The organism is Rheinheimera sp. SA_1, assembly GCF_001669775.1.
GTDB lineage: Bacteria > Pseudomonadota > Gammaproteobacteria > Enterobacterales > Alteromonadaceae > Pararheinheimera.
Map to the genome: position 1 here is coordinate 132,239 of NZ_LXWK01000016.1, position 13,711 is coordinate 145,949.

Sequence of the window (13,711 nt, forward strand, 5' to 3'; positions counted from 1 at the left end):
GCCAACAAAACAGGGAGAAAGTACATGTCTGCATCTAATCCAAATCCGGTCGGCTGGTTTGAAATTCCGGCAACTGATCTGGCAACCAGCCAAAAGTTTTATCAAGCGATCCTGCACACCGAATTCACTATTCTTGAAATGCCACCTTACACCATGGCAATGTTTGCTGCCGATCACGCCCAGCCTGGCTGCGGTGGCGCTTTGGTGGTCGGGCCAGAAACTGTACCTTCAACCAGCGGCACTACGGTATATTTCCAGTCAGAAGATTGCGCAGCGGTGATAAGCCGAGTCGCCGCAGCTGGCGGCACAGTGCTGATGGAAAAAACCAGTATTGGCGAGCATGGTTTTATCGGGATGTTTTTAGACCCCGCTGGTAATAAGCTGGGTGTGCATAGCATGCAATAAGGCTATAAATTTCTCTATAAATAGCGCCATAAAAAAACGCCAGGCTTGATCAGGGCTGGCGTTTTTGTTTGGTCGTTATTAGCTATTGCCTGATTAAAGTTTTAGTCAGAAATATCTGCTTAGAAGCGGGCAGTGATGCCCAGCGTCAAAGCACGACCCGGCAGTGGTGCATCGTCTTTGATAAAGGAACTATGCACATATCCGAGCTTATCGGTGAGGTTCGAGCCTTTGATAAAGGCGGTCATGTCGATTGACGACAGGTCAAAGTAATAGCTTAAACTTGCATCAATGCTGGTGTAAGACGCTGTCGCCGACTCAAATTCCGATACTTTATTTTGGCGGGCATAATGGGTGGCGCCAACATTGGCACTCCACGCTTGTGCCTGATACTGATATTCAACACCGGCTTTGATCGGCGGGATCCGTGGCAAATCACCACCGTCTTTTAAGCTGGCGCGCACTGAATCGGCGAACAAAGAGACTTGTTGGGCGGAATCAACCTGATAAGCCAGCGCAAATTCCAGACCGTACATCCGAACATCGTTTTGCTGATACTGATAGATATCAAAATCACCATGGGCATGGTCGTGCGCATCTTCATCATCATGACCGCTATGGTCATGTGCTGCCAAATCTTCCATCGTCAAACCGGTGTTGGCCTGATACAGGTAGTTATCAATCTGATTGTAAAAGAAGTTATAGCTAAAGGTCAGGTCACCATCGATTTTACGAAACCCAATGTCGATATTGTTGGCGGTTTCGGCAGGCATTTTATTGGTATTTAATAAAATTTCACCTTCATCGTCCAGTTGATAAGCTAAGCCCAGTTCATAACTACTGGTCGCAATATGGGCGCCGTTAGCGTAGATTTCGGCAGCAGATGGCGCACGTTCTGAACGACTGGCACTGACGGCCCATTGATAACCTGGCACAAAATTCCAGACTAAACCTGCAGAGACGCTGGCGGCGGTGAATTTTGCAAAGTCGCTACTGTGCTCTTCATGCTCATCATCGTGATCTTCTTCATGCTCATGCGCCAATTCAATGGCATCAGCCCGATGTTTGGTCCGTTCAACACGAGCACCAAGCTGGGCCGTCACTTCGCCAAAAGTTTTTTCTTCCAGAAGAAATAACGCATAGCTGTTAGAAACCGATGGTGGGGTAAAGGCTTCTTCACCAAACGCCGCATAATCGTTGCGTTGTTGATGGATACCCAGCAAACCGTGCCAGCCAGCCAGTTCAATATGCTCAACACTTAACCGGTTTTCAAAGGACTTGTTTTTAAAGGTGGTGCCGGCAACAGCACCTTCCATTTCGATGTGCTGATAATCGGTGTATGCGCCAGTAAAGCTGAGTGTTTCAATGCCGGCAATTGGCGAATAAATTTCGCCCGCCAGGCTTACCCGATCTTGTTTGACCGCTGCATACACACCTTCTTCGGCATGGTCTGCATGATCTTCTTCATTGTGCTCATCCGTATGTTCATCTCCATGCGCATGATGGCCAGGAATACCGTACTGACTATCGATATGGCCAACCGAAACACCAAACAGACCCTGACTGCCCACCCAGCTTAAACCGCCGTTCAGCGCTTGATTGTCCAGCCATGAATTGGCCAGTTTGTCAGAGGTTTCACCTTCGTCGTTGGTGAAAGTTGGCACATCATGATCGTTGCTTTGACGGTCAAAACCATCAAAGTGCCAGGCCAGTTGGTCAACAGAACCATCGTGGGTTAATGCCAGAGATTTTTCGTCAGATACACTGTTAAAGCGACTGTCGAGAATGGTCTGTGGGGCGCGTAGCTGGCGTGGAATTCGGTTGTCGACCACGTTCACCACACCGCCAATCGCACCGCTGCCGTAAAGCAAAGTTGCAGGGCCGCGTAATACTTCAATTTGTTCGGTGGTAATAGCATCCGCAGTAATGGCGTGATCCGGGCCTACCCGTGACACATCGCCGGTATCCAGACCGTTACTTAGCAGTTTCACTCGTGGACCATCCAGACCCCGAATAACTGGGCTCGCTGCGACAGGGCCATAGTAATTGCTGTGCACGCCGGGCAGCGATTTTAAGGTTTCGCCAATCGTCGGTGCAGTTTTTAAACTTAACGCTTCACCGCTTAACACTGAAACCGGATGGGCCATTTCTAAGTCGTAATGATGCAAGCCCGAAGCTGAAACCGCGATACGTTCAATACCACCTGCCGTTAAAGCGATTTTCAGCTGCGTCTGGTCGGCTTTGACAAACTGATCACCAAAGCCTTTTGCGGCAATGTGTAATTCGGCGTCCAGCGGGCTTTGAATGGTAAATTCACCGGCGGCATTGGTATAGACATATTGCTGGCGGCCGTGCACATGCACTTTAGCGTTGGCGACTGGCTGGCCTTGACTGTCAACTACCAGACCTGTGACGGCTTGAGATTGTGCTTGCACCTGCAACGAAAGACTGACCAGTAACGCCAGTGCGGCTGGTTTAAATACCGAAGAGAGAACAGTCATCAGAACTACCTATAAATTACTTGCTTGTGTGATGTTATAACATTTTACGGTGGGTGAACTGGTTTTGACAAGCACAGATTTTCGTCGTGTCGACCAAAGTGGCATAACTTGCGATAACAGGATGTTGCTATTGAAAACAGCAATCTGCATAAACTTCGCAGAAAAACATGTCATCGGAACTTAATGCTGGCATACAATAGCCCGCAGTAAGTCCATAAAATCCGGAGTATTAATGTCGTTTTGGCCTGAGTTTTTATTAGTGGCATCAGTGCATTTTGTCGCGGTTGCAAGCCCGGGGCCCGATTTTGCGATTATCTTGCGTTATGCAGTCCGTCATGGTGTGAAAGTCGCGCTTGCCGCTAGTATCGGCATTGGCTTGGGGATTTTGGTGCATGTGGCTTATTCATTACTTGGTATTGGTTTATTACTTAAGACCACGCCCTGGTTGTTTCAGCTATTTTCGGCGGTTGCGGCAGCTTATCTTGCTTACATTGGGGTGCAGGCGCTGCGAAGTGCGCCGCCATCGCAGCAACAGGATGTCACAGAGGCTGCGGTTGAACAGGTCAGTTTGTGGCAATCGTTTCGCGCCGGATTATTGACCAATGGCTTAAATCCGAAAGCAACGTTGTTTTTTCTGGCGTTGTTTGCGGTGATTATTTCGCCAGAAACGCCAAATAGTTACAAAATTCTTTACGGTATTTATATGGCGTTTGCCACCGCAGCCTGGTTCAGTTTGCTATCCTTTTTACTAACACGCCAAAAAGTAAGACTTTTTTTGCTGCAACGTGGTTATTGGTTTGACCGGATCATGGGCTTGGTTTTGTTGGCACTGGCTATGCATTTATTGTTTAGCGCCTTTGTAGGAATGTAAACTTCAGCGCCGTTTTGCCGACTAACGCAAAGAGGTGGAAAGATGCAAGTACTGAGTAAAGTGATCAGGCTGGATCTGCAATACAGCAGCCAGCAATCACATCTTTATCAACGGCAGACCTGTTATCTGGCGCCTTTTGCTCACGAGGAGGCGTCACATTTTGCCAAACGTATTTTAGCTTACTTAAGCCTCTTCGAATTACAGCCGCAACTGGCAAAACAAGACCCCTTTGGCAAACAGCCTGACTTGTTTTTACGGGATCACAATCAACATTTTCAGCTGTGGTGCCAGGTTGACTTACCCAACGAAAAACAATTGCTACGCGCGTCGCATCAATCCGATCAAGTGTTGTTGGTGCCGGACTGTGACGATTACCGACGAGCTCAGCTGCTAATCAAAGGGCTACTCAACGTACGTCTATTTTGTTTGTCTGCAGAACAACTGACCGAGTTTTGCGGCATGCTCAAAGGCCATATGCAGCTGGCAGTGTGGCGTGACGATAATTCGCTGATTGTGACGGATGGTCAGCATCAGTTGGAAATTCAGGTGGCGCCGCTGGCTACGGATCAACTATCCAGCAGGAGCGAAGGCGGGCTGACATTTACCAACAAGCACTGATGCAGTATAATCCGCGCCTTCTTCCATGCGCCGGATTTGCGATCCGGGCTCTGCAAACAAAGGTGAATGATGTACGTTGTAGCTGCGCTTTATAAATTTGTATCCCTGCCAGATTATGTAACCCTGCGTGACAAACTCTATCAGCACATGGTGTTGAACAAAGTGAAAGGCACATTATTGTTGGCCGAAGAAGGCATTAACGGTACTGTTTGTGGCACTCGCGAAGGTGTCGATGCATTAACCGCCTGGTTAGCAGCCGATGGCCGTTTCAGCGGGTTATCTTACAAAGAATCATTCGCCGACGAACCGGCGTTTTACCGCACGAAAGTGAAACTCAAAAAAGAAATTGTCACCATGGGTGTGGAAGGGATTAATCCTTCACACATCGTTGGTACTTACGTCAAAGGTGATGACTGGAATACGCTGATTAGCGATCCTGACACTATCGTTATTGATACCCGTAACGATTATGAAGTCGCCATCGGTACCTTTAAAAACGCGGTCAATCCAAATACCACCAGTTTTCGTGAATTCCCGCAGTGGGCGGCTGAAAACCTTGATAACAGCAAACACAAAAAAGTGGCAATGTTCTGCACCGGTGGTATTCGCTGTGAAAAATCAACGGCTTATCTCAAAGAGCAGGGGTTTGACGAGGTATTTCACCTTGATGGTGGCATTTTAAAGTACTTAGAAGAAGTGCCGGAAGCTGAAAGTTTATGGCAAGGTGAGTGTTTTGTGTTTGATCAGCGTGTTGCAGTGAAGCACGGGCTGGAGCAGGGCAGTTACGATCAATGTTACGCCTGCCGGATGCCGTTGTCGCAAGCAGAAATGTTATCCCCGTTGTATGTACAAGGTTTAAGTTGCCCACATTGCCATGACAAAATCACTGACGAGCAAAAAGCTTCGTTCAGCGAACGGCAAAAGCAGGTGGAGCTGGCGAAAGCCCGCGGCGAGCGCCATATCCGCGACGGCAACGTCGATTTCTAATACTGCGTTTAACGAACGCTTCAAACTGCACTGTGAACGGTGCTTTCTAATACTGCTTTAAATTCACAACCAGAGTCAGGTCGACCTGACTCTGGTTGGCTGCCTGATCCAATACAGTCACCAAAAATATAAATCAGTAAATCTGCATACTTACCTTTTATTTATCCAAATCGCCTGCTAAACCTTTGAACGTCACAACTAGATTTAACTTACTGAAATCATTCAGATGAAATGTGCGAAAGCGGGGTCTGAACCTTGACTGGCAAAACCGTGTTAATTGTCGATGATTCAGCGGCGCTGCGTGCAGTGGTCGTTCAGACATTGTCCGTTGCTGGTTACCAGATGCTGGAGGCGGAACACGGTGCTGCGGCTCTGACGTTGCTGGATGGACGAAAAATTCATTTGATCATCAGTGATATTTATATGCCGGTATTGGGCGGACTTGAGTTCGTCGCCGCAGCCCGGCAATTACCAGCCTACAAGTTTGTCCCGATCATGATGCTTACTAAAGAAGCCGGGGATGAAAAAATGTTGGCAGCCCAGCAACTGGGCGCCAAGGCCTGGCTGGTGAAACCTTTTATAGCACCACAACTTCTAAAAACAGTCGCAAGGCTGTTGTATTAATCAGGGTTTATTAGATCAAATTTATCTTATTCACGGAGCGACGCTATGGAAGCTTTTAATAATATGAAAATCGGAACGAAACTCGGTTTAGGTTTTGCAATAGTGTTGATATTGATGGGAATTATGGGCATTTCAGCGCTGACACAAATGAGTAAAGTGAATGATCAGTCAACCGAAATTACCAGCAACTGGTTACCGGCCACGCGTTTTATAATGGATTTGAACACCAACACTTCTGATTTTCGGATCGCCGAGCTTGCCCATATCATCGCGACCAATGAAGCTGAGATGCAGCAGTTGGAAGCAGTTATGCAGAAAGTCAGTGAAACTATCGAATCGAATAAAAAGGCATATCAGGCTTTAATTGCGAGTCCTGAAGAACAAAACCTGTTTGATCAATTTGTTAAACAATACGAAGCCTACCGGCAAGTGCACGACAAAGTACTGCAATTGTCGCGGCAGTTAAAAACTGAAGAAGCGATGGTGTTGATTAATGGCGAATCGCAAAAGCTGTTTGACGCAAGTTCCGCGACCGCAGTTCAGTTGGTTGAGCTTAATGTGGCTGGTGCGGATGCAGCCAGTAAACTCGGCGATGCTATCTACGCCTCAGCGCAGCAATTGGTGACCATTATAATGATGATTAGTTTGATCCTCGGGGGGCTGATTGCATTTTTTATCGTTAAGAATCTATTGCGTCAACTTGGTGGTGAACCTTCTTATGCTGCGAACGTAGTGGCGGCAGTGTCAGCTGGTGATTTGACGGTCCAGGTGCAACTGAAAAAAGGTGACGACCACAGCATGCTGGCAGGCATCGCGCAGATGGTAGTGAAACTGTCGTCAATCGTTGGCGAAGTGCGAAGTGCCGCTGACAACCTTTCTTCGGCTTCAGAAGAAGTCAGTTCAACCGCGCAGACCATGTCGCAAGCCACCAGTGAACAGGCTGCCAGTGTTGAAGAGACCAGTGCTTCAGTGGAAGAAATGAGCGCATCAGTTGGCCAAAACGCTGAAAATGCCAAAGTCACTGAAAGCATTGCCTCCAAAGCTGCACAATTGGCCGGCGAAGGTGGACAGGCCGTTGGTCAGACAGTCACTGCAATGAAAAGTATCGCCAATAAAATCAGCATCATTGATGACATCGCTTATCAGACAAATCTATTGGCCTTGAATGCCGCTATCGAAGCTGCCAGAGCGGGCACCCATGGCCGTGGTTTTGCAGTGGTCGCGGCCGAGGTGCGCAAACTGGCAGAGCGGAGCCAGATTGCGGCGCAGGAAATCAGTGAAGTAGCCCGAAACAGTGTTGGGCTGGCGGAGAAAGCCGGTTCGTTATTAACAGAAATTGTGCCAGGCATTTTACGCACCTCGGAACTGGTGCAGGAAATCAGCGCGGCCAGTGACGAGCAAAGCAGCGGCGCCACGCAAATTAACATCGCGATGACCCAGTTAAATCAAATTACCCAACAAAATGCGGCCAGCAGTGAAGAGCTGGCGGCGACCGCTGAAGAAATGAGTGGGCAGGCCGAGCAGCTGCAGGAGCTGATTGGGTTCTTTAAAGTTGGTCCAACGGCCGCTGGTACAGCCAAAGCATATCACTACTAAGTAGCTGAAGTACCACAGCATTGTGGATAAACCGTTCTAAACAATCATGCAGGGAAGTTGGCCAATGCTTGTTGTGTTGGCTTCCCCGCGCAGGAAAGCCATGGTCAGGCCTGTTGCTCCGCCTCATGTCATCGATATGTTTTTGCAACCCGGCGAATGGTTGATTGCAGATCGGGATTGTCGTATCCGTACGTTGTTGGGGTCCTGTGTTTCTTTTACCTGTTGGCATGCTGCTGCAAGAATCGGCGGGATGACGCATTTTTTGTTACCAGCAGCTTCAGCGGCGGCAACAGAGCTGGCTCCGGGCCGTTATGCTGACAGTGGATTGTCGGCCATGCTCAGTGATCTGGAAAAACTTGGTTTGAAAAAGAATCAGCTGCAGGTGAAGATTTTTGGCGGTGCCTGTATGTTCAGTGGGAAAATTGCGCAAACGCGGCAAATAGGTCAACAGAATATAGCTGCGGCACGGCAACTGATTGTGCATCATGGCTTAAATTGTGTTGCAGAGCATGTTGGCGGTTTTCATCACCGTAACCTGATTTTTGAAGTATGGAGCGGTCAGGTCTGGTTAAAACAAGTGAAAAACGACTAGCTTGCCCGTTGCGCTAATCCAATCGGCTGGCATCCTTCCAGTACCCAGCAGATCAAATCAGCGCTGTTCATCGGTTTGGCAACATAATAACCCTGTACTATCAGTCCGTTAAACCGCGTCAGATATTGCCAGTCGGCAGCATTTTCAACGCCTTCAGCCACCACATGAATACCTAATTTACTACACATTGAGACCGTACTTTCAAAAATAACCTGCAGATGGGGGCGGCTGGCGATACCATCTACCAGGCTGCGGTCAATTTTTAATTCGGTAAACGGAATTTGTGACAGCTGTTTAACTGAGGAATAACCGGTGCCGTAATCATCAATCGACAAACCAAAGCCAGATAACCGTAGTCTACTCAGGAACGCCAGCGCCTGTCCCATATTGTGAATAACCGCAGTTTCTGTCACTTCAAAAATTAAATCGGTCGGCAGAATTGGCGACTGCGCCAGTAGCTTATTCACTTGCAACATAAACGAATTGTTTTCAAAAGACGTCGCCGATAAATTGACCGAAATCGTGCTGGAAAAGCCTTGTTTTTTCCATTGTTCCAGTTGTGCAATTGCCTGCAACAATACTTCGTAACTCAGGGCATCAATCAGTTGATAACGCTCGCAGATGGCGATGAAATCACCGGGATACACCAGCCCCCGGGTTGGATGTTGCAAGCGAACCAAGGCTTCGACGCCGGCAAGATTGCCGGTGCTGCGATCAACTTTCGGCTGATAGTGCAGGATAAACCGATGCTGCAGGATCGCTTCGCGCAACTCGTTAAATTCCAACGGTGATAATTCGACTCTGGTTTTGGCAACGGACTTTTGCACGGCCTGTTGACTGAGTTGCGCCACCAAATCGGCAAATAACGTGGCATTCACCGGTTTTTGCATGCTTCCTACCACATTCAGTCCATCAGATTTTGCCATAAGCTCAACGGAACTAATCAGATTCAGTTCGCGGCCACTGACGATAATTACTTTGACCGCAGAATGCATCTGAGCAATTTGATGAAGTAGTTCGATGCCATCCAGATCCGGCATTTCGAGGTCGCAAATCAATAAGTCGATTTGTTGCTGCGCCAGGATCGGCAGCGCGATTTCGCCGTTTTCAGCCACATAAAATTGGGTCATCCCCGCATCGCGACAAAGCTGCAGCAGATACTCCCGTTGTACGGCGCTGTCATCAACAATCAAGACTTTCAGACTATCCATGTAGTTCCCTTTTACTGACTGTACTTCATCATGATACCGGGGATCCGGTCGAGCCCGACGATGTAGTCAACGGCATTACGTTTAATGGCCTCTTTGGGCATGCCAAAGACCACACAGCTCTCTTCGTCCTGGGCAAAAGTTCTGGCACCGGCTTCACGCATTTCCAATAATCCGCGGGCGCCATCGTCACCCATGCCGGTCATAATAATGCCGATTGCATTCACGCCAGCAACTTTGGCCACACTGCGAAATAACACGTCAACTGACGGACAATGGCGGTTCACGGCCGGACCGGGTTTGACCAGCGCCTGATAATAGGCACCATTGCGGCCAATCGACAGATGTTGGCCGCCCGGGGCAATCAGCGCCAAGCCAGGGCGGATCCGGTCGCCATGGCGCGCCTCCCTAACTTCGATACTACAGATAGAGTTTAGACGGGCGGCGAACGCAGCGGTAAATTTCTCCGGCATATGTTGCACGATGACAATGCCCTCACATACCGACGTCAGTTGTGATAGCAGATATTCCAGGGCGATAGTGCCCCCCGTAGAGGTGCCAATAGCAATCACGCGCTCGGTGGTCTTCGCCATTGCTGCCGGTTCTGCTTCCTGTGGCGTCATCACCGGCGATGGCGGCAACAAAGTGCGGGGTATCAGGTTTTTTGTATTTGTTTTCGCCGCTTCGCGAATCGCATCAGCAAACTGTTGTTTATTGCTGGTCAAAAATTCTTTTACGCCCAGCTGCGGTTTGGTGAAGATGCCGGCAGCTCCGGCCTGCATAGCCTGCATCGTGGTGGCTGCGCCTTTTTCGGTCAGCGATGAGCAAATCAGCACCGGTGTCGGACGGGTTGACATGATCTGTTTTAAAAAGGTAATACCATCCATACGCGGCATTTCTACATCGAGCGTGATCACATCCGGCCATTCTTTGTTCATCTTGGCCATGGCGAAAATTGGATCAGGCGCCGTCGCCATCACTTCAATATCAGAAAATCCATCCAGCAGCTGAGCCAGCACTTGCCGGACCAACGCCGAATCATCGACGATCAACACCTTTATCCGTCGTTGTGCAGACATTCAGACTCCTTCAGATCGTGACATAACCGGTACTTTCAGGGCTATAGCGATAACAGCTTGGTTGCAGCTGCACTAGCGCCGGATGATAACCATGGATACTTTCAGAATGTCCGACCAGCAAGCAGCCGCCGGGTTTTAGTTGTTTTAACACATTATTGACGATGAGTTTTTTATCTTCAGATTCGAAATAAATCAGTACGTTGCGCAGAAAAATCACATCAAAAACCGGCAATTGTTTATCGGGTTTAAATAAATTAGTCACGCTGAAACTGACATGCTGGCGGATATTTTGGCCGATGCGAAACCAGCCTTCGTCTTTGCCGATACCCTTATCACAATAGGCTTTGAGCATCGCTTCGGGAATTTTTGTCGCTTCGTCCATCGAATAAATCGCCCGCTGTGCTTTTTCCAGCACCGTGGTGTTGATATCGGTGGCGCTGATTTGCCAGCGGCTATTCAGCCCAAGCTGCTGTGCCAACGTCATGGCGATAGAATAGGCTTCCTGTCCGGACGACGCTGCGGCGCTCCATACTTGCAAGTTTTGCTGCTGTGGCTGCGCTGCTAACAGTTTTTGTAAAAATTGAAAATGTTTTTCTTCCCGAAAAAAATAAGTCTCGTTGGTGGTGAGTAAATTCAGCGCTGTCTGCCGTTCCTGCTGGTGCGCCGGCACCTTTAAATAATCAAGATAAGCGGCAAAACCGGGTAATTGCAGCGCATGCAAGCGTTTTTGTAGACGGCCACTGACCATGCTGCATTTAACATCAGCCAGGTGAATACCAGCCTGTTGATACAACCAATCGCGAAACTGTCCGAATTCGGCTTTGGATAAACTATGCAACTGACTGTTTCCGCTCATTTCAGAACTTCTCATATTCAAAATCGTCGTCATTGCTGCCAGCTCTGGTTTTGGGAAGCGTTTTGGCCGGTGGCAGCACTTTTGAATGGGTGACAGCAGGCGGAAGTGATGGTTTCGCACCTTTGCGTGGCGTATTTGTTGGAGTCATTGGTTTTGCTGTGACAGTGCTGCCAGCCGGTTTGAACGAGTCCGATGTCGTGGCTTTTGTTCTGGTTGAAGTCAGATTTGCGGCTTTAGGCTTGGCCGCTACAAATGCTGGTCGTAGCTTGGTTTTGGCAACCGCCGCAGCAGCGTAATCATTGGCCATGGCTGGCAACTGGAAGAATGACATTAATTCAATAAGTTGCTGTGCCTGGCCGGTCAGTTCCTCGGAAGTTGCCGACAATTCTTCAGACGCTGCGGCATTTTGCTGGGTGGTCTGGGTGATTTGGGCGATAGCGCCATTAATTTGCTGGGCACCCTGATTTTGCTCATCGCTGGCCGCGGCAATTTGCTGCACCAACTCAGCAGTCTTTTCAATGGAAGGCAACATTTGCTGTAACAGGTTGCCGGCTTGCTCGGCGAGCGCCACTGAGCCGGTCGCCACTTCGCCAATTTCTTTAGCGGCAGTTTGACTGCGTGCTGCCAGTTTACGCACTTCGGCGGCAACAACCGCGAAACCTAAACCATGTTCACCGGCCCGTGCTGCTTCAATGGCTGCATTGAGTGCCAATAAGTTGGTCTGATAGGCGATATCATCAATAATCGACACTTTTTGTGCAATCTGGTGCATCGCGGCAACGGTGTCACGCACTGCCACTCCGCCGGTAGTTGCGTGGGCGGCACTTTCTCTGGCGATGCGCTCTGTGGTGGTCGAGTTTTCGTTATTTTGTTGTACAGACGCCGACATCTGCTCCATCGCAGCACTGGTTTGCTCGACGCTACTGGCCTGCTCGGTGGATGACTGACTTAAACCCTGAGCGGTACCGCTCATTTGCAAGGACGCGGCAGATAAAGTGCCGGCTGAGGTACGCACTTCCTGAATGATCCGCGCCAGATTTTCAACCATCCGTTTGATTTGGCTCAGCATACTGTGCTCATCGTCCGGTTGGATCGGGACTTTGACAGTTAAATCACCGGCTGCGACCTGTTGAATAATATCGGATGCAAGCTGCAATTCACCGCCCAGTTGGCGGGTGAGGCTGCGGCTTATCATGACACTGAGCAGCAATGCTGCCAGCAGACTAACGGCTGTTACCAGCAACGTCTGCAACAGGATTTGCTGGTACCGTTCGCCAGAGGCCAAATACAATTGTTCCGCTTCCCGCGCTTGTAATTCCCGCAGGTCATTCAGGGCATTGGCCAGCGGTTGGAAAACCGGGTACATATTTTTTTGCATATAACTGAGCATCGGCTCTGGCTGATAGGCGCTATACAATGCCTGCAGCTGCTCCAGCTGGGTGATCGCAGCCGCCAGGGCAGGTTTAACTTGTTGGATCAGCTGGCTTTCTTCGTGGGTTAGCAAGGTTTTCAGATACTGTTGCCATAGTTGATCGTTCTGTTGCAATAGCTGTGTAACCTGCTTTAACGCATTGTCGGTTGTCAGTTCCTGGCGATAGACCTTCTGCGGCGATTCCACTAGCAACACCGCGAAACTATCATTAATTCGTGATAAATCACGCAGCGGCACTATCCGGTCATCATACAAACTGGTGATGGTGCTATGCTCCAGCCAGATCCCACGCAAGCCCAGGCCAGCAGTGAGTAGTAACAACAGAATAAGTGAACCCGCCAGCAGCGCTTGTCGGGTCGAAACCTTCATCTTTTCTAACATCGGACTCTCCGCTTGGTGAACAACTGTACTTAATCAGCTACTTTTTCGATAATAGCTGCCATTTCATCCAGCGAAAGTACCCGTTCGCCCCGCAGCAGAATGACAAATTGCTCACCCACATTTGCTACGCCCAAAATAAACTGCGCGCGGATTTTCGCGCCAAAAGTTGGCGCGGGTTCGATGTTATCCATATTAATTTCAATCACTTCACTGACACTGTCGACCACGGCGCCAATGGTGACAATTTGCTCTTCAAACAAAATTTCCAAAATGACAATACAGGTTCTTTTACTGATTTCGGTCGCTGATTTATTAAACCTAATCGACAAATCAATCACCGGCACTACATCACCACGCAGATTCAGCACGCCTTTGACGAAATCCGGCATCAGCGGGATAGGGGTGACATTGTCATATTCAATGATTTCTTTGACTGAACTGATACTGATGCCAAAACATTCATCTCTGAGTAAAAAAGTCAGAAAATGCTGATGGCTCAGCGGGTCTTTGTTAAATTGCTCGTCCACGATAGGCTCCTTCTAATCTGGCAAATGGTGATTTGGC

13 protein-coding genes are annotated in these 13,711 nt (G+C 49.0%); 7 read left to right on the forward strand and 6 right to left on the reverse strand.

Annotated elements, in window-relative coordinates; translation table 11 throughout:
• Positions 1 to 24 precede the first annotated feature (24 nt).
• A complete protein-coding gene (locus A5320_RS12630; RefSeq protein ID WP_068065256.1) occupies positions 25 to 405 on the forward strand; it encodes a VOC family protein in 381 nt (126 codons plus the stop codon).
• Positions 406 to 524: 119 nt separating this feature from the next.
• On the opposite strand, the gene A5320_RS12635 is transcribed toward A5320_RS12630, so the two are convergent.
• A complete protein-coding gene (locus A5320_RS12635) occupies positions 525 to 2,903 on the reverse strand; it encodes a TonB-dependent receptor (protein WP_068065259.1) in 2,379 nt (792 codons plus the stop codon).
• A gap of 232 nt (positions 2,904 to 3,135) precedes the next feature.
• On the opposite strand from A5320_RS12635, the gene A5320_RS12640 reads away from it, so the two are divergent.
• The 6 genes from A5320_RS12640 (at position 3,136) to A5320_RS22155 (ending at position 8,191) form a co-directional block, all read left to right on the forward strand.
• A complete protein-coding gene (locus tag A5320_RS12640) occupies positions 3,136 to 3,774 on the forward strand; it encodes a LysE family translocator (protein WP_068065262.1) in 639 nt (212 codons plus the stop codon).
• Positions 3,775 to 3,816: 42 nt separating this feature from the next.
• Positions 3,817 to 4,392 (forward strand): YaeQ family protein, encoded by a 576-nt coding sequence (locus tag A5320_RS12645; RefSeq protein ID WP_068065265.1) that lies wholly within the window; start codon positions 3,817 to 3,819, stop codon positions 4,390 to 4,392.
• Between the two features lie 69 nt (positions 4,393 to 4,461).
• Positions 4,462 to 5,379, forward strand: a complete 918-nt coding sequence (trhO, locus tag A5320_RS12650; RefSeq protein ID WP_068065268.1) for an oxygen-dependent tRNA uridine(34) hydroxylase TrhO — start codon at positions 4,462 to 4,464, stop codon at positions 5,377 to 5,379.
• Between the two features lie 255 nt (positions 5,380 to 5,634).
• On the forward strand, positions 5,635 to 6,003 hold the full coding sequence (locus tag A5320_RS12655) for a response regulator (protein WP_068065271.1): 369 nt from the start codon (positions 5,635 to 5,637) through the stop codon (positions 6,001 to 6,003).
• Between the two features lie 45 nt (positions 6,004 to 6,048).
• Entirely contained in the window at positions 6,049 to 7,599 is a 1,551-nt protein-coding gene (locus A5320_RS12660; RefSeq protein WP_068065273.1) for a methyl-accepting chemotaxis protein, read from the forward strand.
• 250 nt (positions 7,600 to 7,849) lie between these two features.
• Positions 7,850 to 8,191, forward strand: a complete 342-nt coding sequence (locus A5320_RS22155) for a chemotaxis protein CheD (protein ID WP_197490107.1) — start codon at positions 7,850 to 7,852, stop codon at positions 8,189 to 8,191.
• On the opposite strand, the gene A5320_RS12670 is transcribed toward A5320_RS22155, so the two are convergent.
• Genes A5320_RS12670 through A5320_RS12690 form a run of 5 tightly spaced genes read right to left on the reverse strand, consistent with a single transcriptional unit; the run spans position 8,188 to position 13,674 of the window.
• Complete coding sequence (locus A5320_RS12670; RefSeq protein ID WP_068065279.1) at positions 8,188 to 9,402, reverse strand: EAL domain-containing response regulator; 1,215 nt, start codon at positions 9,400 to 9,402, stop codon at positions 8,188 to 8,190. The genes A5320_RS22155 and A5320_RS12670 overlap by 4 nt on opposite strands.
• Positions 9,403 to 9,413: 11 nt before the next feature.
• A complete protein-coding gene (locus tag A5320_RS12675; protein ID WP_068065282.1) occupies positions 9,414 to 10,478 on the reverse strand; it encodes a protein-glutamate methylesterase/protein-glutamine glutaminase in 1,065 nt (354 codons plus the stop codon).
• A 10-nt stretch (positions 10,479 to 10,488) separates the two neighbouring features.
• Complete coding sequence (locus A5320_RS12680) at positions 10,489 to 11,334, reverse strand: CheR family methyltransferase (RefSeq protein WP_068065285.1); 846 nt, start codon at positions 11,332 to 11,334, stop codon at positions 10,489 to 10,491.
• Between the two features lies 1 nt (position 11,335).
• Complete coding sequence (locus tag A5320_RS12685) at positions 11,336 to 13,147, reverse strand: methyl-accepting chemotaxis protein (RefSeq protein WP_068065288.1); 1,812 nt, start codon at positions 13,145 to 13,147, stop codon at positions 11,336 to 11,338.
• A gap of 29 nt (positions 13,148 to 13,176) precedes the next feature.
• Positions 13,177 to 13,674, reverse strand: a complete 498-nt coding sequence (locus A5320_RS12690) for a chemotaxis protein CheW (RefSeq protein WP_231916724.1) — start codon at positions 13,672 to 13,674, stop codon at positions 13,177 to 13,179.
• Positions 13,675 to 13,711 lie beyond the last annotated feature (37 nt).